This window comes from Thiomicrospira pelophila DSM 1534 (assembly GCF_000711195.1).
In the GTDB taxonomy this organism is placed as follows: Bacteria; Pseudomonadota; Gammaproteobacteria; order Thiomicrospirales; family Thiomicrospiraceae; genus Thiomicrospira; species Thiomicrospira pelophila.
The window spans coordinates 961,947-981,583 of record NZ_JOMR01000001.1 but is presented as its reverse complement, the minus strand read 5'-3'; the positions used below and the strand labels follow the sequence as shown (position 1 = coordinate 981,583).

The 19,637-nt window shown below is 44.1% G+C and carries 22 protein-coding genes; 6 read left to right on the top strand and 16 right to left on the bottom strand.

Going from position 1 to position 19,637, the window contains the following annotated elements:
• Positions 1 to 48: 48 nt before the first annotated feature.
• Genes N746_RS0104695 through glyA form a run of 4 tightly spaced genes read right to left on the bottom strand, consistent with a single transcriptional unit; the run spans position 49 to position 3,741 of the window.
• Positions 49 to 705, bottom strand: coding sequence for a riboflavin synthase (locus N746_RS0104695; RefSeq protein ID WP_029934349.1), 657 nt, complete (start codon positions 703 to 705; stop codon positions 49 to 51).
• Between the two features lie 53 nt (positions 706 to 758).
• Positions 759 to 1,895, bottom strand: a complete 1,137-nt coding sequence (ribD, locus tag N746_RS0104690) for a bifunctional diaminohydroxyphosphoribosylaminopyrimidine deaminase/5-amino-6-(5-phosphoribosylamino)uracil reductase RibD (RefSeq protein ID WP_029934348.1) — start codon at positions 1,893 to 1,895, stop codon at positions 759 to 761.
• 41 nt (positions 1,896 to 1,936) lie between these two features.
• Positions 1,937 to 2,413 carry a transcriptional regulator NrdR gene (gene nrdR, locus N746_RS0104685; RefSeq protein ID WP_029934347.1) on the bottom strand — a complete coding sequence of 159 codons (477 nt, stop codon included), beginning with the start codon at positions 2,411 to 2,413 and terminating at the stop codon, positions 1,937 to 1,939.
• Positions 2,414 to 2,469: 56 nt separating this feature from the next.
• Positions 2,470 to 3,741: a serine hydroxymethyltransferase gene (gene glyA / locus N746_RS0104680; RefSeq protein WP_029934339.1), complete on the bottom strand. Its 1,272-nt coding sequence runs from the start codon at positions 3,739 to 3,741 to the stop codon at positions 2,470 to 2,472.
• Between the two features lie 170 nt (positions 3,742 to 3,911).
• Between glyA and ettA the strand changes: the two genes are divergently transcribed.
• From ettA to N746_RS0104665, 3 genes are read left to right on the top strand one after another with little or no spacing between them, the layout of a single operon-like run.
• Positions 3,912 to 5,582 carry an energy-dependent translational throttle protein EttA gene (ettA, locus tag N746_RS0104675; protein WP_029934338.1) on the top strand — a complete coding sequence of 557 codons (1,671 nt, stop codon included), beginning with the start codon at positions 3,912 to 3,914 and terminating at the stop codon, positions 5,580 to 5,582.
• Between the two features lie 19 nt (positions 5,583 to 5,601).
• Positions 5,602 to 6,519: a sensor domain-containing diguanylate cyclase gene (locus tag N746_RS0104670; protein WP_029934337.1), complete on the top strand. Its 918-nt coding sequence runs from the start codon at positions 5,602 to 5,604 to the stop codon at positions 6,517 to 6,519.
• A gap of 29 nt (positions 6,520 to 6,548) precedes the next feature.
• Positions 6,549 to 7,031: a DsrE family protein gene (locus N746_RS0104665; protein WP_029934336.1), complete on the top strand. Its 483-nt coding sequence runs from the start codon at positions 6,549 to 6,551 to the stop codon at positions 7,029 to 7,031.
• Positions 7,032 to 7,120: 89 nt separating this feature from the next.
• Here N746_RS0104665 and N746_RS0104660 read toward each other — a convergent pair whose 3' ends face one another.
• Positions 7,121 to 7,792: a response regulator gene (locus tag N746_RS0104660; protein ID WP_029934335.1), complete on the bottom strand. Its 672-nt coding sequence runs from the start codon at positions 7,790 to 7,792 to the stop codon at positions 7,121 to 7,123.
• 24 nt (positions 7,793 to 7,816) lie between these two features.
• On the bottom strand, positions 7,817 to 9,340 hold the full coding sequence (locus tag N746_RS0104655) for a hybrid sensor histidine kinase/response regulator (protein WP_029934334.1): 1,524 nt from the start codon (positions 9,338 to 9,340) through the stop codon (positions 7,817 to 7,819).
• Positions 9,341 to 9,468: 128 nt separating this feature from the next.
• On the opposite strand from N746_RS0104655, the gene N746_RS0104650 reads away from it, so the two are divergent.
• Both N746_RS0104650 and trxA read left to right on the top strand, forming a co-directional pair.
• Positions 9,469 to 10,854, top strand: a complete 1,386-nt coding sequence (locus tag N746_RS0104650) for a class II fumarate hydratase (protein WP_029934333.1) — start codon at positions 9,469 to 9,471, stop codon at positions 10,852 to 10,854.
• 39 nt (positions 10,855 to 10,893) lie between these two features.
• Entirely contained in the window at positions 10,894 to 11,271 is a 378-nt protein-coding gene (trxA, locus tag N746_RS0104645; protein WP_029934330.1) for a thioredoxin, read from the top strand.
• Positions 11,272 to 11,287: 16 nt separating this feature from the next.
• Here trxA and N746_RS0104640 read toward each other — a convergent pair whose 3' ends face one another.
• Positions 11,288 to 11,938, bottom strand: coding sequence for a CBS domain-containing protein (locus tag N746_RS0104640; protein WP_029934329.1), 651 nt, complete (start codon positions 11,936 to 11,938; stop codon positions 11,288 to 11,290).
• Positions 11,939 to 12,018: 80 nt separating this feature from the next.
• On the opposite strand from N746_RS0104640, the gene N746_RS0104635 reads away from it, so the two are divergent.
• Positions 12,019 to 12,294 (top strand): cupin domain-containing protein, encoded by a 276-nt coding sequence (locus tag N746_RS0104635; protein WP_029934328.1) that lies wholly within the window; start codon positions 12,019 to 12,021, stop codon positions 12,292 to 12,294.
• A gap of 36 nt (positions 12,295 to 12,330) precedes the next feature.
• Here the strand turns inward: N746_RS0104635 and N746_RS0104630 are convergent, their stop codons facing one another.
• The 9 genes from N746_RS0104630 to N746_RS0104590 form a co-directional block, all read right to left on the bottom strand.
• A complete protein-coding gene (locus N746_RS0104630; protein WP_029934327.1) occupies positions 12,331 to 12,669 on the bottom strand; it encodes a thioredoxin family protein in 339 nt (112 codons plus the stop codon).
• A gap of 2 nt (positions 12,670 to 12,671) precedes the next feature.
• On the bottom strand, positions 12,672 to 13,574 hold the full coding sequence (locus tag N746_RS0104625; protein WP_029934325.1) for an ROK family protein: 903 nt from the start codon (positions 13,572 to 13,574) through the stop codon (positions 12,672 to 12,674).
• Positions 13,565 to 14,236, bottom strand: a complete 672-nt coding sequence (locus tag N746_RS0104620) for a class I SAM-dependent methyltransferase (RefSeq protein ID WP_051678514.1) — start codon at positions 14,234 to 14,236, stop codon at positions 13,565 to 13,567. Before N746_RS0104620 ends, N746_RS0104625 begins: the two co-directional genes overlap by 10 nt.
• Complete coding sequence (locus N746_RS0104615) at positions 14,229 to 15,059, bottom strand: ferritin-like domain-containing protein (RefSeq protein ID WP_029934323.1); 831 nt, start codon at positions 15,057 to 15,059, stop codon at positions 14,229 to 14,231. The genes N746_RS0104620 and N746_RS0104615 overlap by 8 nt, the downstream gene beginning before the upstream one ends.
• 97 nt (positions 15,060 to 15,156) lie before the next feature.
• Positions 15,157 to 15,537 (bottom strand): hypothetical protein, encoded by a 381-nt coding sequence (locus N746_RS0104610; protein WP_029934322.1) that lies wholly within the window; start codon positions 15,535 to 15,537, stop codon positions 15,157 to 15,159.
• A gap of 185 nt (positions 15,538 to 15,722) precedes the next feature.
• A complete protein-coding gene (locus N746_RS0104605; RefSeq protein ID WP_029934320.1) occupies positions 15,723 to 16,196 on the bottom strand; it encodes a hypothetical protein in 474 nt (157 codons plus the stop codon).
• Positions 16,197 to 16,198: 2 nt separating this feature from the next.
• Positions 16,199 to 16,858, bottom strand: coding sequence for a hypothetical protein (locus N746_RS0104600; RefSeq protein WP_029934317.1), 660 nt, complete (start codon positions 16,856 to 16,858; stop codon positions 16,199 to 16,201).
• Positions 16,855 to 18,414, bottom strand: coding sequence for a hypothetical protein (locus N746_RS0104595; protein WP_029934316.1), 1,560 nt, complete (start codon positions 18,412 to 18,414; stop codon positions 16,855 to 16,857). Before N746_RS0104595 ends, N746_RS0104600 begins: the two co-directional genes overlap by 4 nt.
• A 9-nt stretch (positions 18,415 to 18,423) precedes the next feature.
• Positions 18,424 to 19,629, bottom strand: a complete 1,206-nt coding sequence (locus N746_RS0104590; RefSeq protein ID WP_029934314.1) for a type II secretion system F family protein — start codon at positions 19,627 to 19,629, stop codon at positions 18,424 to 18,426.
• Between the last annotated feature and the right edge of the window lie 8 nt (positions 19,630 to 19,637).

Below are 19,637 nucleotides of genomic sequence, written 5' to 3'. Positions count from 1 at the left end.
GCGTTTGCCTGTGTAAAGTATCGCATTGCTAGAACCAATGTAGCTTGATTATGACATAAAGCCATGCTGCGCTAAAAACTCAGCTGTTAAAGACGAATTAACCGATTCAGCTTGCGGACCGGTCAATAGGCGTTCTAAATAGCGCGCTAACAAGTCTACTTCCAAGTTAACTTGCGTTCCTACTTGCCATTCAATAATATTAGTTTCGGAACGAGTGTGTGGCACGATGTTGACGTCAAACACACAATCCTCCACCCCATTCACAGTCAAGCTGATGCCATTAATACACACCGAGCCTTTTTGCGCAATGTAACGCGCGATCTCATGTGGCGATTCAATTTTATAACGCCATGAGCGGGCATCAGCTTCTATTGATTTAACCGTACCCACTCCGTCAACATGACCGCTCACTAGATGCCCACCAAGCCGATCTTGTAAACGCAACGCCTTTTCAAGATTTACTTTTGAGCCGGTTTTCAAGTGGCCTAAAGTCGTTACTTTTAAGGTTTCAGCTGATACATCCGCCACAAATGAGGTTTGATCAAATTCAATCGCGGTCAAACACACCCCATTAGTCGCGATGCTGTCGCCCAATTGAACATCCGACATATCTAAATCACCGACATCGACACTTAAACGCCAATCACCTTGGCGGGTTTCGATACGGCGAATTTGACCTTGTGCTTGGATGATCCCTGTAAACATATCGTGCCTTCTATTGTTTAATTCGCGTTAGTCGCTGCTCACGTGAATCTGGTTTATTGTGACGCGAACTCAAACACAAAATGCCAGTCATCGGCCACGGCTTCAACCGATTTAGCTTTTAAGTTTATACGATCTTGCATCGTCACCAGACCTGGTAGCATCAAAAGCGGTTTGCCTTGATGCCCCATTAAATGTGGCGCGACAAACCAATGCAACTCATCCACCAACCCGGCTTCAATAAACGCACCAGCGACAATCGCACCAGATTCGACCATGACATCGTTGATCTGCTCTTCTTGTGCTAAGTAGTCCAACACACTTTCTAAATCTAAACGATCCTCCTGCGCCTGTACCGCGACAATTTCAGCACCATTCGCCAACAAAACTTCAACCACCGGATCATTGTTTTCTACGGTCGCTTGGCTAGTCATAACTAAGGTACGACCCGGCAAACTTAACATCTTAGCATCCAATGGCAAACTCAAGTTTGGATCTAAAACCACCCGAATCGGGTGGCATAAAGCTTCATCCAATCCAAGCTCAGCCTGAATATTGGTTGGCAAGCGCACATTCAAACTCGGATCGTCGGCCAATACCGTACCAATGCCGGTAATAATCGCGCCATGGCGGGCGCGTAATTTATGCACCTCTGTGCGCGCCAATTCGCCAGTAATCCAAACACTTTCACCGGATGCCATCGCGGTGCGGCCATCCACACTGCTCGCTAATTTAAGCCGTACAAAAGGGCGTTTTGATTGCATACGTTTTATAAATCCTTGATTTAGTCTTGCCGCTTGCTCGGCTTCAATACCGACCTCCACCGCAACACCTGCGGCTTGCAGGCGTGCTAACCCTTGCCCCGCCACTAAGGGATTAGGGTCTTGCATCGCCACCACCACTTGCTTAACGCCGGCCGCCACTAACGCATCGGCACAAGGTGGTGTTTTACCAAAATGTGAACAGGGTTCTAAGGTGACATAAACCGTTGAACCCTGGGCTTGATTACCCGCAGAAGCTAATGCCACCACTTCTGCGTGCGGCTGGCCAGCTTTAACATGCCAACCCTCGGCAATCAGCTGGTCGTCTTTTACAATCACGCACCCTACGGCCGGATTAGGTCGAGTACTAACTAAGCCCTGCTTGGCCAATTCAATTGCTCGTGTCATCCAGGCCTGGTGGTTCGTTGTCATACGCTCAGCCTATTTATCCGTGCGGCCATATCAAGCAACCTCTAACCACGTTCAGCTTTTGCGGCCGTTGCCTGAACCAACTTTTCGATTTCTTCGCGGAATGCATTCACATCTTGAAAAGAACGATACACTGACGCAAATCGAACGTAAGCCACCTGATCTAATTCACGCAACGCTTGCATCACCCATTCACCAATTTGAGAAGACGGAATCTCACGTGAGCCTTCTGCCATCATCAACTTAGTAATATGATTAACCATTTCATCTATCCGCTCACTGGCGACCGGACGTTTTTCGAGCGCTTTGATTAACCCACGACGGATTTTTTCTTCATCAAAGCGCTCTCGATTGCCGTCTGATTTAACCACTCGAGGCAAAGATAACTCGGCACTCTCAAAGGTGGTGAAACGCTCGCCACACTCCAAACATTCACGACGACGGCGTACTTGTACACCTTCAGTAGCCAAGCGTGAATCGACGACTTTAGTATCTGGGGCGTTACAGAAAGGACAATGCATAGAAGCTCCAACTAACAAGCACCAGGCCTGGTGCTTGTTGTTTCAGGAAAATGAAGTTACTTATAAACCGGATGAGCCGCGCACAAGGTTTTTACCTTCTCACGTACTCCAGCAATCACCGCTTCATCCCACGTTTCATTTGCTTGGTCACAAGCATCAATTACATCACACATCCATCCGGCCAGATCACGACAGTCATGCTCATCAAACCCACGTGTTGTGGCGGCGGCTGTGCCCACACGAATACCGCTGGTCACAAACGGTGACATTGGATCATTCGGTACAGAGTTTTTGTTAATGGTAATGTGAGCCTCGCCTAAAGCCGCATCCGCCAACTTACCGGTTAGTTTCTTATCAATTAAGCTCACTAAAAATAAATGGTTTTTGGTGCCACCAGAAACAACGTCTAAACCACGTTGCATAAATACTTCAGCCATTGCTTGAGCATTTTTAATCACGTTTTGCGCGTAGGTTTTAAACTCTGGTTCCATAGCTTCTTTAAACGCCACCGCTTTAGCCGCGATCACATGCATTAATGGACCACCCTGAGTACCAGGGAAAACAAGTGAGTTCAATTTCTTTTCGATTTCAGGGTTGGCTTTAGCCAAAATCAAACCACCACGAGGGCCACGCAACGTTTTGTGAGTAGTAGTGGTCGTTACGTCTGCGATTTGCACTGGGTTCGGATACACACCTGCCGCGACTAAACCAGCCACGTGCGCCATATCTACTAATAAATAGGCGCCTACACTGTCTGCAATGTCACGGAAACGCTGCCAATCGACGACTTGTGAATAAGCCGAAAAGCCGGCTACGATTAATTTTGGCTTATGCTCTTTCGCTAAAGCTTCAACTTCTGCATAGTCAATTTCACCCGTTTCTGGGTTCAAACCATATTGCACAGCGTTGTAGATTTTGCCAGAGAAATTCACTTTTGAACCGTGGGTTAAATGGCCACCGTGTGCCAAACTCATACCCAGAACGGTATCGCCCGGCTCTAATAACGCCATGTAAACGGGCGCATTCGCTTGTGAACCCGAGTGAGGTTGCACGTTGGCATAGTCCGCACCAAACAATTTCTTAGCCCGCTCAATCGCCAAAGCCTCAATCACATCAACGTGTTCACAACCACCGTAATAACGTTTGTATGGATAGCCCTCTGCATATTTGTTTGTTAAAACAGAACCTTGAGCCTCTAAAATGCGTGGACTGGTGTAGTTTTCAGATGCAATCAATTCAATGTGATCTTCTTGACGCTTCGCTTCTGCCGCGATCGCATTAGCAACATCATCGTCATAGCCAGCAATGGTCATGGTTTTATTAAACATGCAAGGACTCCAAATCGGTAAAAAATAGGGATAGTTTTAGGTAAGGGATGATTTTAACAGCTGTCAAAAAAAATCACCATGCTAAATACGGTGAAGATCTTTATAAAAGCTGCAAATTTCGGTAAAGTGTTGAGCAACTTTATTGATATTGAATGGACACAGAAACCCCTATGGCACAATTTGTTTACACCATGAACCGCGTTGGAAAAGTGGTTCCACCGTCAAAACACATTTTAAAAGACATCTCACTGTCGTTTTTCCCGGGCGCAAAAATTGGCGTTTTGGGTTTAAACGGTTCGGGTAAATCTACTTTATTGAAAATCATGGCTGGATTGGACACGGATATTATCGGCGAAGCACGCCCCCAGCCAGGCATTAAAATCGGTTATCTATCTCAAGAGCCACAACTTGATCCAGCTAAAGATGTGCGTGGCAATGTTGAAGAAGCCGTTGCTGAAGTCAAAGAGGCGATGGCTAAATTAGACGAAATTTATGCCGCTTATGCCGAACCTGATGCCGACTTTGACAAGCTCGCTCAAAAACAAGCTGAAATTGAAGACATTATCCAGGCAATGGATGGTCACAACTTAGATCGAACGCTGGAAATTGCGGCGGATGCATTGCGTTTACCGGCTTGGGATGCGGATGTTACGAAACTATCCGGCGGTGAACGTCGTCGTGTAGCCTTGTGCCGTTTATTACTATCCAAGCCTGACATGCTGCTTTTGGACGAACCGACCAACCATTTGGATGCCGAATCCATTGCTTGGTTAGAACGTTTTCTACTCGAATTCCCCGGCACCGTCGTGGCCATCACGCACGATCGTTATTTCCTCGACAATGCCGCTCAATGGATTCTGGAGCTGGATCGAGGCCAAGGCATTCCTTATGAAGGCAACTATTCTTCTTGGCTAGAGCAAAAAGAAAAACGCTTGGAACAAGAATCCAAACAAGAAGCCGCTCGCTTACGCACCATCAAGCACGAACTTGAATGGGTTCGCTCCAATCCGAAAGGCCGCCACGCCAAGTCAAAAGCGCGTATGGCTCGATTTGATGAGCTTAGTAGCATCGAAACTCAAAAACGTAACGAAACCAATGAAATCTTTATTCCGGTGGCCGAACGTTTAGGTGACAAAGTTATTGAAGTAAACCACATTTCCAAAGGCTTTGGTGACCGCTTACTGATTGACGATTTAAACTTCAAGCTTCCACAAGGTGGCATTGTGGGCATCATCGGGCCAAACGGCGCGGGTAAGTCAACCCTGTTTAAAATGCTCACCGGACAAGAAAAAGCCGACTCAGGCGATATCGTGTTTGGCGAAACCGTTCAACTCTCTTATGTTGATCAAAGCCGCGATGCGCTGGATGACAACAAAACCATCTGGGAAGAAATTTCTGGTGGCGACGAAGTCTTTATGGTGGGTAATTTTGAAGTTAACTCACGCGCTTATTGTTCACGCTTTAACTTTAAAGGTGGCGATCAACAAAAACGCATCGGTGAACTGTCTGGTGGCGAACGCAACCGCGTTCATCTAGCCAAAACCCTGCGTAAAGGTGGCAACGTATTGCTACTTGACGAACCAACTAACGATTTGGATGTTGAAACCTTACGTGCACTTGAAGATGCCCTGCTCGAATTTGCCGGCTGCGCGGTCGTTATCTCGCATGACCGTTGGTTCCTTGATCGTATTGCAACCCACATGCTCGCGTTTGAAGGTGACTCACACGTGGAATGGTTTGAAGGTAACTTCTCAGACTACGAAGCCGACTACAAACGCCGTAAAGGCGCGGACGCCGCACAACCGCACCGTATCAAATATAAGCCGATTACCAAGAATTAATGAATTGGAGCATCCAGTAATGCCGCAAACTGATCAAACATTACACTCACATATTGAAGCGATTGCTAATGCCATGCCTGACCCGATTTTCATTATGGGTGAAGATGGTACTTATTTAGACATTATCGGTGGACAGGAACGCTCGCTCTACGCAGACGGCCATACGTTAATCGGCAAAACCTACGCTGAAGTCTTGCCTGAAAAAATGGCCATGCGCTTTTTAAATGTGGTACAAAAAGCTATTAAAACGCAACGTTTGCAAGAAATCGAGTACCAATTAGCAAACGACGAAGTCCAAGGCATTGATCCAAATGGACCGCAAGGTGGACAATGGTATGAAGCACGCGTTTACCCATTACAAACGGATGTGTACGGACAACCAGCGGTCATTTGGCTGGCGATCAACATCAGTGCACGTAAACACATGGAAGAGCAAATTGAGCATTTGTCTAAAAACGACGCTCTAACCAACTTTTATAACCGTGACTTCTTTTTGGATCTAGCAGACGAATTGATTAACACCGCCCAACTCAACCGCCAGCCGTTATCTTTGATAAAAATTGACTTGGACTGTTTTAAGAATATTACCGATGGTTATGGCCATGAACTGGGTGATAAAGCGATTTTAAATGCCGCCCATGCAATCAAACAAACCGCCGGAAAGCTTGGGCATATTGGTCGTTTAAGCTGCGACCAATTTATGATTGTGCTGCCGGAGGTGAAAGCCGTAGATGCGTTTCGCATCGCCAAACTGGCCCAAGAAAAAATTTCAGGCTACAAAATCCGTTTGGATGAAAATACCGTTACCTGCTTAACCAGCCAAGCCGGTGTGACCGAGCTTCGTCAACCTGACGAGGATAGTCGCACTTTATTTAACCGAGTAAACGATGCGATTCGCGAACTGCGTAGCAGTCGTGAAATTACAAAAATCATCTAAAATTAGATCTTAAGATCAAAGGATACAACATGAAAAAACTTAATATTTTCAGCCTAGTTGCTTTAATGTTTGCCCTATTTGCACTGCCTGTTCAAGCCGCGGATGATGGCGCAAAAGTGGTCTATCATGTCGATTTTAATGATGTCACACGTTATTCAGCCACGCTTACTTCAATTAATAACATTATGACGGCTTATGAAAACCAGTTGATGAATGCGGATGTGCATTTGGTATTTGTTGGTCACGGCCTTCGTTTCACAACCGACGATGCATTAAAAGGCACGGCCTATGAGCACGATAAAGATTTATTAGAACGTCGTGATGAGCTTAAGGGCCGCTTGGATGCTTTGATGAACTCACGTGGCGTTAAAGTTAAGTTATGTGACACGACTCGCGCCGAAGTGGGTTTATCAGAAGACAAACTATATGAAGGCATAGAGTTGGTAGAATCAGGTGTATATGACATCGCGATTTTACAAAGCGAAGGTTATGCCTACCTAAAAATCCAATAAGTTAGCTCTATTGAGATTAGATACAAAAAAGCCGCGAATAAATATCGCGGCTTTTTTATTGAAGCTTGGTGAAACCAAGCATAATTTAATTACTCAATCTCAAGCAATTTAACCTTGGTTAAACCAGTATCGTTAGCATAATGCGTAATTTCAGCCGGTGACGTTGCACCTAACTTTGTCATTAAGTTTTCACGATGCTTAGATACAGTACGATCACTGATTTCTAACATTTCCGCGATATCTTTAGTCTTGTAACCTTCCGCAATCAGCTTAGTAACCTGTTTCTCGCGAACTGAAAGCTTACGCATGCCGCGTTTTTTCTTCATCGACATATCATCGTCTAAGAAATTCGCTACACTTGGTTGAATTTTAGTATGAACAAAACGTTCACCATCCATTACCTTACGTAAACCATCCAACAGTTCTTTTTTACTAACTGATTTAGTGGCAATACCATGAATACCTAATTCCAAAGCTTCTTGCCAAACACTTGGCGTTTCAGCCGCGGTTAGTACCACTATTTTAGTGTCTTGATGGCGACGCTTCAGCTGCGAAATGGTGTTTAAGCCATTCAGTTTTGGCATTGCCAAATCTAACACTACGATATCCGGTGACTTTGCACGCACCTGCTCTAAACAGGTAATACCATCTTCTGCTTCAGCCACGACTTTAAAACCGTCATCGGATTCAATCAGTGACTTTAAGGCCGCACGAACTAAATCGTGATCTTCCGCTAGTAATAAATTGATTTTTTTAGCCATGATAAAACACCCCTAATAATATACTTAATGTTCGCAAGTAGCCTGTAACTCAAGGACGTGCGAACGAATTTTTTGTAACCTTTCTAAAGCGTCTTGTGCCGATTTTAATTGAATCGCCGTTTCCAACACCTCTATATCAGCCAGCCAAGCATTTTGTTGAAACAGCATAAAACTGCCTTTCAACCGATGTATCAAGTCCTGGCAAGGTTCATACTTAGATGCTTGTATGCACTGCTCTACTTCACCCAGTAGGTAATCAACTTCCTTAATAAATTTCGGAAGCATTTCGGTTAAATCGCTAGGTATTTTATCATGTATAAAATTTTTACAACTATCTTTTTTTGGATTATTTGGTTTAGAAAAGTTAGATAATCCGAATAGTTTCATTAATTGCAAAGAATCAACTGGCTTAATTAAACAACAATCAAAACAAGGATTTAGCTGGTCCGCCAAGGCGGGTTCAGCGCTAATTAACAACACACCCTTTAAATTGACTTGCTGTCCGGTCATTTGTAACTGCCTAATCTTTTGACACAATTGTTCGCCATCTAACTTAGGCATAAATCTATCTAAAATCACATAATCAAATGACTGAGTTTGCAAACACTCTAACGCTTGTTCACCATCTTCCGCTTCCACCCATTCGATATCAGGTTGGTTTAATTGATTTATTAATAGGCTTCGACTCAGTTCTGAATCATCGGCCAATAGCACGCGAAGTGGGAAAGAGTTTTTTTCATCGTTTTGTGAAGCGATGCGGGCCGGACTAGGGTTATCTGACAAATCAGTAGCAACCGATAAAAAAGGCAAACGAACCATAAATCGCGCACCCTGTCCAACCTCCGATTCAACTCGAATTTGCCCCTTCATCGCCGTGACCAACGACTGGACAATAAACAATCCCAAACCTGAACCGACCGCTTCACCCGTTTGGACTTGCACCAACTGACTAAAGGGTTGAAACAAGGTATTGATTTCCGATACTGACAAACCTGGACCGGTATCTTCTACTCGAAACTCAGCCCCCTCATCGTCAAGTTGCCAGTTCAAAGAAACACGACCTTGCTGGGTATACTTAATTGCATTGGCAAGCAAGTTAAGCAAAACTTGCTTCAAACGAAACGCGTCCCCCTTTAACCAAACCGAAGAAACGGGGATGTTAAACACCAATTGAATTGGTTTATCCCCTATCAATTTCCCAGACATGGCTTCTAGTTCGCGCAGAATCGTTTGTAAATCAAAAGGCTGAGTTTGAACTGTTAAACGCTGATGCGACACTTGTGCCAACCCTAATAGATCATTCACCGACATCGACATGTGCTGAACAGCCGCGTCTAACAACCACCAGGCCTGGTTGTCGATGACATCTTTGTTCTGTGCTTTTAATTGAGCCAGCGTAGATTCAACCACACTTAAAGGTGAACGCAGTTCATGTGTCCAAATCGCGTAAAACTGATTTAAGGCTTGTGAGTCGGCAAGCTGCTTGGCTAACACTTGGTTTTGTTTGGTTTGTTTCGCCCGTTTTTTTAACAGTTTTTTGCGCTTCACGATTCAACCTATGGGTTTTTGAATGAAAGATGCGTAAAATGATACCAATAATTTAAATCCCCTAGGACGGGATCAACTAAAGTTTGATCCCGCTTTAACTTTATTAATTTAAAAGACCGTCTTTAACCATGTCAAAAACTCGTATAGAACAAGATAGCATGGGAACCCTTGAGGTTCCGGCCAACGCGCTTTATGGCGCACAAACCCAGCGCGCAATCAATAACTTTCCGATTAGCGGGCGCGGACTCACGCCAGCTTTTATTCACGCCCTCGCCTACGTTAAACTGGCCTGTGCGCAAGCCAATTTGGATTTAAACCAAATTGATAAAACCAAGGTTGATGCGATTGATCAAGCCGTCAAACAGATCCTAAACGGCCAGCATGACCATCAGTTCCCAGTCGATGTATTTCAGACTGGGTCGGGCACCAGCACCAATATGAATATGAACGAAGTGATTGCGAATTTAGCCAGTCAGCTTACTCAGGTTCAGATTCACCCGAACGATGATGTCAATATGAGTCAAAGCTCAAACGATGTGATTCCAAGTAGTATCCACGTAAGCGCGGCTTTGGTATTAGAAAAACAATTGATTCCAAGCTTAAAACATTTAGCGGATACCATTAAAGCGCGTGAAACTGAACTTGATGACGTGGTAAAAACGGGACGCACCCATTTAATGGATGCGATGCCAATCCGTTTCAGCCAGGAGTTATCGGCTTGGCGTGCGCAAATATCCGATAATATTGCTCGCCTTGAAAGCACAAAAGCACGTTTATTAATGCTACCTCAAGGTGGCACGGCGGTAGGAACCGGCATTAATGCCCATCCTGAGTTTTCAGCACGCTTTTGCGACAAGCTATCACTTCTAACCCAGCAAAAATTTACACCCATGCCGAACCTGTTCATCGGTCTTAGCTCACAAGACACCGCGCTTGAGCTAAGTGGTCAACTCAATGTACTAGCGGCCAGCTTAATGAAAATCGCCAACGATTTACGCTGGATGAACTCTGGTCCGTTAGCCGGTTTAGGCGAAATTCGACTACCCGCTTTACAGCCGGGCAGTTCGATTATGCCGGGCAAAGTGAATCCCGTTATTCCTGAAGCGGTGGCGATGGTAGCCGCTCAAATCACTGGCAATCATATGGCAATCACAGTGGGAGCACAGTCTGGCAACTTTCAACTCAACGTGATGTTGCCCATGATTGCAGACAACCTGCTAAACAGTCTAAATCTGGCCAGCAATGCGGCCAGACAATTAGCTGATCAAGCCATCGCTGGGTTTGAGGTTAATCAAACTCAGCTTAAAAAAGCCCTAGACGTTAATCCAATCCTGGTCACCGCTTTAAATACTGTGGTAGGCTATGAAAAAGGGGCCGCTATTGCTAAAGAAGCTTACCGCAGCGCTCGCCCTGTGCTTGAGGTCGCTTTGGAAATGACCGATTTGGACGAAACCACCTTATTAGGTTATCTCGATCCGGCTAAGCTTACGCACGGTGGCACACCTTCGGTATAAAACCGAACTCTATTTATAAAACGAAAGAAAGGAAACCTCATGGCCGTAATCAATCTAACCTTAGCTCAATTTGACGAAACCATTAATAATAACGACATGGTTATTTTAGACTTTTGGGCAGAATGGTGTGGTCCGTGCAAACAATTTGGTCCGGTTTTTGAAGAAATATCTGAAAAACACCCGGACATTGTGTTTGCCAAAGTCAATGTGGAAGAAGAGCAAGAGTTAGCCGGTATGTTTCAGGTTCGCTCCATTCCCACCATTGCTTTAATGCGCGAAAAAGTCGTGGTGTATGCCAACCCAGGTGCCATTCCGGGTAGCAACTTGGAAGAAGCGATTGCACAATTGCGCGGTCTAGATATGCAGAAGGTTCATGAAGACGTGGCCAAATCGCAACAAGCTGATAGCGCTGAATAATTAAGCCTGCGCTTGCTTAAGCATAGATTTCAAGCGGCGGAAGTTTAGCCAGCCGCTTGATTAAATCCGAACGCGTAATCATACCAATTATCTGGTGTCCAGTTTCCGACATGACGGGCAAAGACCCAATCCGATATTGACTCATTATAAACGCCACGCGACGTACGTCGACATTCGCCAAAGTGGTCACCACTTCTGGATTGGCTATATCCATAATTGCACGATCAGCTGGTGTTTGAATTTGATTAGATTGATTCACGATCACATGGCGCAACAATTCTTGCGAAGAACAAATTCCAACTAACTTTTGCCCATCCAATACCGGAATATGTTGAATCCGACGCTCTTGCATGATATCCCAAGCCTCGGTTAAGGTAGCCGTTGGCGGTAAACTGATAACAGGGCTCGACATAATCTCGGACACAGTCACTACAACATGTCGGTCAGTCATGGTTTCAAGCTGTTTTTGGTATTGACCTAATGCATAATTGGCACGCTTATGACGCTGATTGTGTTGACCACGTTGAGCTTCGGTAAGGTAATCCTTATCTAATTCCATCATGGTCTCATCAAACTCAACTGGCGTAACCGCATTAATCTTAGTGGCCTTATTGGTTGGCTCTGCGCCAATAAAATTGCGCCCTTCTGGACTGTAAACCACAAACATAATGCCCGCCTTTATTAATCAGTTTTAATAAGTCTTTGCTAGAATAACGGCCAATCAGCGTAAAACCCAAGGAAACAATCATGTTACCCATTATTATTCAATCGAACCCCGCTCAAACTGAGCTTGATAAACTAGGCGTTCGTCACTGGCCAACTTGGCAAAAAGAACCTTCAGAGTTTGATTGGTATTATGACAGCTCTGAAGTTTGCTATCTGCTTCAAGGTGAGGTTTTGGTCACACCTGAACAAGGTGAGCCTGTATTGATTAAAGCGGGTGATTTGGTAACTTTCCCGGCTGGCTTAAGTTGTCAATGGCGGGTCAAACAAGCGGTGCTGAAACATTATCAGTTTTATTAAATCTTGTGACTAATGCACCACGCCAGGAGCTCTGACTTATTCAGCCGCATTAAACAACAAATCATATGGGCGCTCAATTTCATCCAACAAGGCCTGCAGGCTAAAACTGCGCGCCTTTTCAATAAAACGCTGACGATCAAAATACACCTGCACCACCGGTAAACTAAAGACTGACTTTTGCGCGCACAGGGTTTGGCTTTGCTGACAATCAATATAAACGATTTGTAAGCGTGGATAACGCTCCGCCAACATGGTTTCCAGTTTAGGTTTAATGACCTGACAAACCCCACAATGCTCGCCACCAAACAACACCACCAGGCCTGGTTGTTCCGCAATCATTTGGTCTAATTCATTCAAATCAGTCAAGGTTTTCATATTTATTCTCGTCCTTTTCCCCATAACCAAGCGGCACCAATTACGCCACTTGAATCGCCAAACATGGGCGGTTTTAATTCAGTCACGACCTGATCACTAAATACCCACTGCGTCCAACGCTTAGGTACTTCAGTATAAAGCTCGTCAATTTGGCTTAAGCCACCGCCCAACACAACCACCTCCGGATCATACACATTAATCACCGAAGCCAAGCCTTTTGCCATCCAATTATAATATCGATCCATCATCTTCTGTGCAGGTAGATGACCTTGTCGCATTAAGCTCACAATTTTCTGTGCCGAGCCGTCATCGCCAGTTTCAAACCTATAACGCTGAGCTAGGCCACTTCCCGATAAAAAAGTTTCAATGCAGTTTTTTTGGCCACAATAGCAAGCCAGGCTCGCGTCTTCCTCAACAGGCCAAGGCAGTGGATTATGCCCCCACTCTCCTGCGATAGCATTGGCGCCAGCTATAATTTTTCCATCTAATACCAAGCCACCGCCGCAACCTGTTCCAACAATTACACCAAACACACTTCGAGCATGTCGGGCGGCACCTTGGGATGCCTCGGAAAGAGCAAAACAATTCGCGTCGTTGGCAATTCGCACTTCGCGTTTTAGGCGAGCTTGCAAATCGCCTTGGAGGTCTTCGCCAATCAACCAGGTCGAATTCGCATTTTTAACCCGGCCCGTCTTTGCCGAAATCGCACCCGGAATGCCAAGTCCGACGCTTCCGGTTTGACCAATCTTGTGTTCAGCTTGGCGCACTAAGTCCACAATCGCATCCAAGGTTTCCGTGTAAAAACCTATCGGTGATGCCACGCGCTCACGTAACCGAATCGTGTTATCCGCATCTAACGCCACGATTTCAATTTTTGTACCACCTAAATCGATCCCTAAACGCATGCTTTAACATCCCGTTTTTTTAAAAACACACTAAAATCGTTAGGCAGGTAATCCGAGCGCCAATCGACTTTATAGGCAAATCGCTCACAAAAAGCGGCAATAGAGGCGGGATAAAAGCTTTGTAAATCCGGTCTCGATTGAATCCAAGGGTTACGTTTATTTAACAAGTTAAACCCAACGCCCAAACGAGCGATCCGATACAGATCACGAATAACTGATTTGGCATAAGCACCGGTTTCATCCACCACCTCGTTTAAAGCACCCGATAAGAATACAAAATCGAATGATTCATTATCAAATTGCTGATCCACCAGCTCGCCTTCAAACAACTGTATTTCTGGGTGCAAACAACGGGCGCTATAAATCATGTCGGGGGATATATCCACCCCGCTGTAATTTATGTGATAACCGGCTAGCCGTAAATAAGCGTAAAAATCCGCGAATCCACAGCCAACATCCAAGATAGACCAGGCCTGGTGGTTGGGTTTTTCGATATGAGGGATCAACTTCGTTAGTACTTCAAACCGCTGTTTTTGCACGTCTCTATCCGTCCAAAACAAGGCTTGTGGTTGATAACCAAAGCGCTCAATTGAGGCTTTATGGCGAAGTTGAATACGCATGCGCTGCGTTTCCGACAGACGAGTCAACTCTTTGTCAGTCATTGGTTTTCTCAAAGGTTTGCGCTTCCATGGATTTTAACCAAGCTATCTCTTGTTCTGAAAAGCCGGCCTTTTGGCGTGCATCATAGTTAAAAGGCCCGCGAATATCCCCATGGAAGTAAGTCGTTAAAATAGACTGAAACTCATCAAACGGGTTTAAGTCGCGCTCATCACAGACATACCGATACCATCGCGTACCAACCGCAACATGACCGATTTCATCTCGCAATAAAATCTTTAAAATTTCAACGCCACGATGGTCTCCAATCGCGCGCAAACGTTTGATCATATCCGGCGTTACATCCAACCCACGTGCCTCTAATGTGCGCGGCACCATCGCCATCCGTACCAACACATCATGATCGGTTTCGTAAGTGGTTAACCATAGGCCATTATGGGCTGCTAGATCACCATATTCATAGCCCAAAGTAAACAGATGTTCTCGGATCATTTGAAAATGGTAAGCCTCCTCCCCCGCTACGCCAAGCCAATCCGCATAATAATCGCGTGGCATATGTTGGAATCGGTAAACCGCATCTAAAGCTAAGTTAATCGCATTAAATTCGATATGTGCAATCGCATGCATTAAAGCAGCATGACCTTCTGGCGAACCAATACGACGACGCAAGAGTTTTTTGGGTGCGACCAGCTCAGGTTTCGCTGGCCGCCCAGGATCAGCGATTCGCTCAACCTTATCTAAGGGCTCAAAATTAAAGTTCTGCTGCGTCCAGTCAACTAACAGGCCATCCAACAATCGTACTTTTCGATCTAGATCGGCACAGGTCAAACACTCATAAACTTGTACGAATAGGTTTTTAGTCGTCACATAAAATCCAAATTTTAGATTTATTTTTGGCATAAAAAAAGCCGGTTATTAAACCGGCTTTTCGAGATAGCATCACCTATTGTCAATAGAAGGGATTTTATTGACGATAGTAAACAGCCATCAGGTAACGAACGCCCATGAAATTTTTGGTGTCGATCGCGTTGAAAAGGGTTGCCCACATTTCACGATCTTCAGCCGTCATGACTGAATAAGGGGCACGTACGTACTCCTTACCGTCTTTTTCAAATTTAAACTGGCCTTCATACTTAGCTTCGATCTCAGTTAATGCCGCTTTACACTGATCAATAGTAGTAGACTGCTGCACTTCACGTGCCGCTGTGTTACCACCCTCGATACCTGCTGCAATTAGCTTTTGTGCATCGTCAACACACTGATCATAGACAGAAGAAGCATGAACATTCATTGAGAATGCCGCAACACCTGACAGAAACAAAGCTTTAAGAGTTAATTGTTTCATTGAATACTCCAAATAGGTTTTGCCTCTCTAGCGTTGGTAATTCTGACGTGTTTCCAGATAAATTGCAAGCCGATTTTAATAGAATATAACCAAACACTTATAAGAAGATTTTATCTTAAACCCAGCTTATCGTTTTAGGGTGCAAACAGATGTCGTCAATCTCATTAAACGTGCCTAGTTTGTTATTAAGGACTCGTTCGGATTTTGCTTTCAGGTTCAACTGGCCAATCATTTAAATCGTACAACACCCCAATTCTGGCACGTCCCCACTTGCCATTGGCCGTTAAAGTAATCGTTTGATTACCAATACGATGCACTTGAATGCCCTGTTTCAATTCGGATTCTTTATAAATTACACCATTTATCTGGACTCGCTTATCGCCATTATGATTTAAAATCGCACTCACTAATAACGTCTTGTCTTCAATCACCAGGCCTCGTGCTTCTGTTTTGACCGATGCTTTTTCAACAGGTTGAGTTAAATAAGTCTGGCGCGCTCTATCAATTGTTTGGCGCTGTTCAGGCGTCATTAATAGAGCAGGGATTTCCGCCTGAACAAAGGATGCGCCAAGCAGGCTCGCCAGCATAACCAACTGACACATAAAGACTTTAAATATTCGGCTTTTAAAACTCACGGCTGACAGGGTTTGACTCATCATACTTAACGCCACTTCAGTGGATCAAAAGCTGCAGGTTCTGCGCGTAGCAGCTGCAAACCGCAGCGCATCATAATATTCCCCTGCTCTGGTTTGAATGTTAGCTCTACATCAACCCCAGTACGCTGAAGCTGGAGATCACAATGTTCAATCAAAAAAAATGGACTGACGTTCTGACGCAGCCAATCGATTAACTTTAAATAATCCATATCGGATTGCAACCTTAAGTTAAGCATCAATTTATTTCGATAAAAAATAGACTGCGATACCTGAAGCTGTTTAACATCGGAGGCGTTAACTCGCTTTTCAGCTTCAAATTGCACACTCAGACCGCTTAATAACCAGGCCTGGCTGACTTGGTTTAAACGATCGGTCCAGCCTACTCTGTCAACAGGTTGCACAAAGCCTTGCTGATCGAGCATTACAAAATCTTGTTGGTAAGATTCTGTAACAACTTGCTCTTGCTTTAATTGATCAACTTGTTGTACCAATCGATTAACTAATTGCTCTTGACTATAGACCTGCTGAATTTGCTGGCTGACCGGCTTAAGAAATTGATCATAAACAATCCAAGCCAAAACCAAGGCCAAGATTAATCCCATTAACGGCCAAAATATTAAGCGCTGAAAATAACGCGTACTAAAAATTAAGTCTAACTTATTCATGGCTTACCCTTTTGAAAAGAGTTCGAGTTCATGACCCACTCTAAACTAAATGGTAAGGCTCGAATATCTCGTCCAGCCTGGACGCGTTGCCCTTGTGATTGATCCTCACTAAATGGTTTTTGTAAAAATTCAACTTTATCAATACCTGGATGTTGAGTTAAATCGTCCGCAAACGCATTTAAGGCTTGAGTAATCGGTTTATATTGTCCGTCAAACGGATACACCTGGCCTCGAATTGTTACTTTTTGCTGACTATCATCAAACTGATTAAGTGGTTGCCAGCGAAGCTGTTCGACCTTAATTTTGGTATGACGGCTAAATAGTTCGGCTAACGAATCTAAATCTAAACCATAAGGCCGTGTTGTAGATATGTGTTTTAGTTGGTCAGCAAATTGGACCACAGCTTGCATATCCTGGGATATTACTTGTCCATCAAGCTCCTTGATTAAGTGATTTTTTTGAATCTGTAAAGACTGCGCTACTTGATGAAACAAATCTTGTTGATGATCTAAAAAATGATTCTCTAAGCTGGACTTAATAATCACAAACCCCATTGCGATCACGATTAAGCTCGTTAATACTTTAAGTGCCAGTCCTGCATAACGAAACTGGTTAACCTTCTCAATGGCGGGGTTTGAAAAGAAAGACGTTACCCAACCGATTTGCAATGACTGAGCCAGCACGGCATTGCCATAACATAAATCATCCGATGGCATACTAACGCGGTTTACCAAATTGACCACATCAAAGAATTGGCGCTCTTTATCCCAGCTTGGTGATACAACTCCCGCTCGTTCAAATATAGACCAATATTGATCACTCAAAGTCTCATCCACATGATCCACAATTATGTAGTTAAAGGCCGTGCCTTGAGGCAGGATTTTTTGACTGTATATAAAACGGGTTGCTAATTTAGATTCTTGGGCTAAAAAATTAATTTTATCAGAGTCGGTATCTTGATCTTTTTTAAGTTCAACTACCCGTGTCAAACGCAAGTGACCCTTTAGAAAAAAACATTGTCGATAATGACGATCCGACATCCTCACCACTAACAAAATCGGGGCTTTTGTTTGCTTAGTGGTTAACTTCAGTTGATCTTTCATATAGGAACGTAACAAACGTTTTAGCAAAAACGCGGACGAGTGTAAACCCGTCCAAATAAAATGCGATTCGCGTAATTGATCCATCAGCTTTGACACGGCGTTTGAAGGATAAAGTGCGACCGTTAACAACATTTCTTCTTTGCGGTTATCGTCACTTGTTCGGGTATGACCTGTCCAAATAAAGCGTTGTGCAGCAGCGCCCTTTTGACGCATTTTACTAACCAAGCGGGTTTCCAATGCCCATTTTTCCCAAGGCAAAAGCTTGGGCATGAACTCAACTTGCAAATCTTCATCAATCACATCCAGAACAACGCTAACTTCAGCACTTAGCGGTATGCTAGTGACAAAATCTGTCACCTGTGGCCAGTCTAAATAATGGTGAGCAACAATATGTTTTCCACGAAACTGAAACGCTTCTAAGTGATGATCCATCGCATAAAGTACATAATGCATAAACTGACCTTAAAATTGAACCTGTGTAATAGTGTCGTAAACAGGCCCAAGCACAGCCATCATAACCCAACCCACTATCACAGCCATGATGATGGTTAGTAAAGGCTCTATTGCAGGCTCAATTTTTTCGATACTTTCTTTGGCTTCACGGTCATAAAAATAACTCACATTTTTTAAAGACTCGTCCATTTGACCACTACGCTCACCCACCTTTACCATGCGAACCCCAAGAGGTGGAAACACATTGGCCGATGCAAAGGCTTGATGAATTGGCTCACCTTCTTTAATCAGTCGAATCGCCATGATGACATTATTTTCCATATAGGTGTTATCCACTACTTTTGACGCTAGCATCATGCTTTCGGTAAAACTCATACCCGCACTGTACATAACCGCCAGTGAATTGGCTAAACGCGCAACTTTTAATTTATAAAGCACCGACCCAATAATATTAATTTTAAACTTGGCCTTATCAAACTGTATCCGAAATGCTCTAGAACGTTTTAACCAAGCTTTAAAAATTAAAACCACACCAAATGGGGCGGCCAACAAAAACACAATGTTATTTTGAATAAAACTCGACGTCGCTATTAAAGCACGAGTGGAGGCGCCTAATTCACCGCCCATTTGACCAATAAAGCCCAACAATTCAGGAACCACAAATACCATCATCAATAACACCACACCCAGCACCACTAAACTCACAATCGCTGGATAAATCATGACCTTTTTTGCTTTCGCCAACAATTCATCTTCCCATTTCAACATATTGGCCAAGTCAGCCAATATAACTTCCAACTGTCCGGTCTGCTCACCAACCGATACTAATGAAATATACACATCACCAAACACATCACGGTAACTTTGCAACGAGTCTGAAAAGGTTTCGCCACCTTCCATGGACTGATAAATAAAATCGAGCATTTCTTTAACCGCATGGTTTTCGAAAGAGTCTCTTAAGTCCGCCAAAATCTCCATTAATGGCACACCCGCACGCAAAAGCTGTTCAAACTGAAAGGTAATCGCAATGATTTCTTTACGCGTAATTTTTGCGCGTTTGAATAACTTTATGCCGCGACCTTTCGGCTTAAGACTCAAAATATCGATTTTAGAGGCTTGCAGCTTTTGTTCAATTTCGGCTTGGTTCTTACCTTCAATTTGGCCACGAACCCGTTCACCATAGCGATTAATACCGGAAAATTGATAAATCTGCATACAGGCCC

Bases quoted from the DNA above. Each gene is read 5' to 3' on its own strand.
- N746_RS0104695 (WP_029934349.1), bottom strand. From the start codon at position 705: ATGTTTACAGGGATCATCCAAGCACAAGGTCAAATTCGCCGTATCGAA.
- ribD (WP_029934348.1), bottom strand. From the start codon at position 1,895: ATGACAACGAACCACCAGGCCTGGATGACACGAGCAATTGAATTGGCC.
- nrdR (WP_029934347.1), bottom strand. From the start codon at position 2,413: ATGCATTGTCCTTTCTGTAACGCCCCAGATACTAAAGTCGTCGATTCA.
- glyA (WP_029934339.1), bottom strand. From the start codon at position 3,741: ATGTTTAATAAAACCATGACCATTGCTGGCTATGACGATGATGTTGCT.
- ettA (WP_029934338.1), top strand. From the start codon at position 3,912: ATGGCACAATTTGTTTACACCATGAACCGCGTTGGAAAAGTGGTTCCA.
- N746_RS0104670 (WP_029934337.1), top strand. From the start codon at position 5,602: ATGCCGCAAACTGATCAAACATTACACTCACATATTGAAGCGATTGCT.
- N746_RS0104665 (WP_029934336.1), top strand. From the start codon at position 6,549: ATGAAAAAACTTAATATTTTCAGCCTAGTTGCTTTAATGTTTGCCCTA.
- N746_RS0104660 (WP_029934335.1), bottom strand. From the start codon at position 7,792: ATGGCTAAAAAAATCAATTTATTACTAGCGGAAGATCACGATTTAGTT.
- N746_RS0104650 (WP_029934333.1), top strand. From the start codon at position 9,469: ATGTCAAAAACTCGTATAGAACAAGATAGCATGGGAACCCTTGAGGTT.
- trxA (WP_029934330.1), top strand. From the start codon at position 10,894: ATGGCCGTAATCAATCTAACCTTAGCTCAATTTGACGAAACCATTAAT.
- N746_RS0104640 (WP_029934329.1), bottom strand. From the start codon at position 11,938: ATGTTTGTGGTTTACAGTCCAGAAGGGCGCAATTTTATTGGCGCAGAG.
- N746_RS0104635 (WP_029934328.1), top strand. From the start codon at position 12,019: ATGTTACCCATTATTATTCAATCGAACCCCGCTCAAACTGAGCTTGAT.
- N746_RS0104630 (WP_029934327.1), bottom strand. From the start codon at position 12,669: ATGAAAACCTTGACTGATTTGAATGAATTAGACCAAATGATTGCGGAA.
- N746_RS0104625 (WP_029934325.1), bottom strand. From the start codon at position 13,574: ATGCGTTTAGGGATCGATTTAGGTGGTACAAAAATTGAAATCGTGGCG.
- N746_RS0104620 (WP_051678514.1), bottom strand. From the start codon at position 14,236: ATGACTGACAAAGAGTTGACTCGTCTGTCGGAAACGCAGCGCATGCGT.
- N746_RS0104610 (WP_029934322.1), bottom strand. From the start codon at position 15,537: ATGAAACAATTAACTCTTAAAGCTTTGTTTCTGTCAGGTGTTGCGGCA.
- N746_RS0104605 (WP_029934320.1), bottom strand. From the start codon at position 16,196: ATGATGAGTCAAACCCTGTCAGCCGTGAGTTTTAAAAGCCGAATATTT.
- N746_RS0104600 (WP_029934317.1), bottom strand. From the start codon at position 16,858: ATGAATAAGTTAGACTTAATTTTTAGTACGCGTTATTTTCAGCGCTTA.
- N746_RS0104595 (WP_029934316.1), bottom strand. From the start codon at position 18,414: ATGCATTATGTACTTTATGCGATGGATCATCACTTAGAAGCGTTTCAG.
- N746_RS0104590 (WP_029934314.1), bottom strand. From the start codon at position 19,629: ATGCAGATTTATCAATTTTCCGGTATTAATCGCTATGGTGAACGGGTT.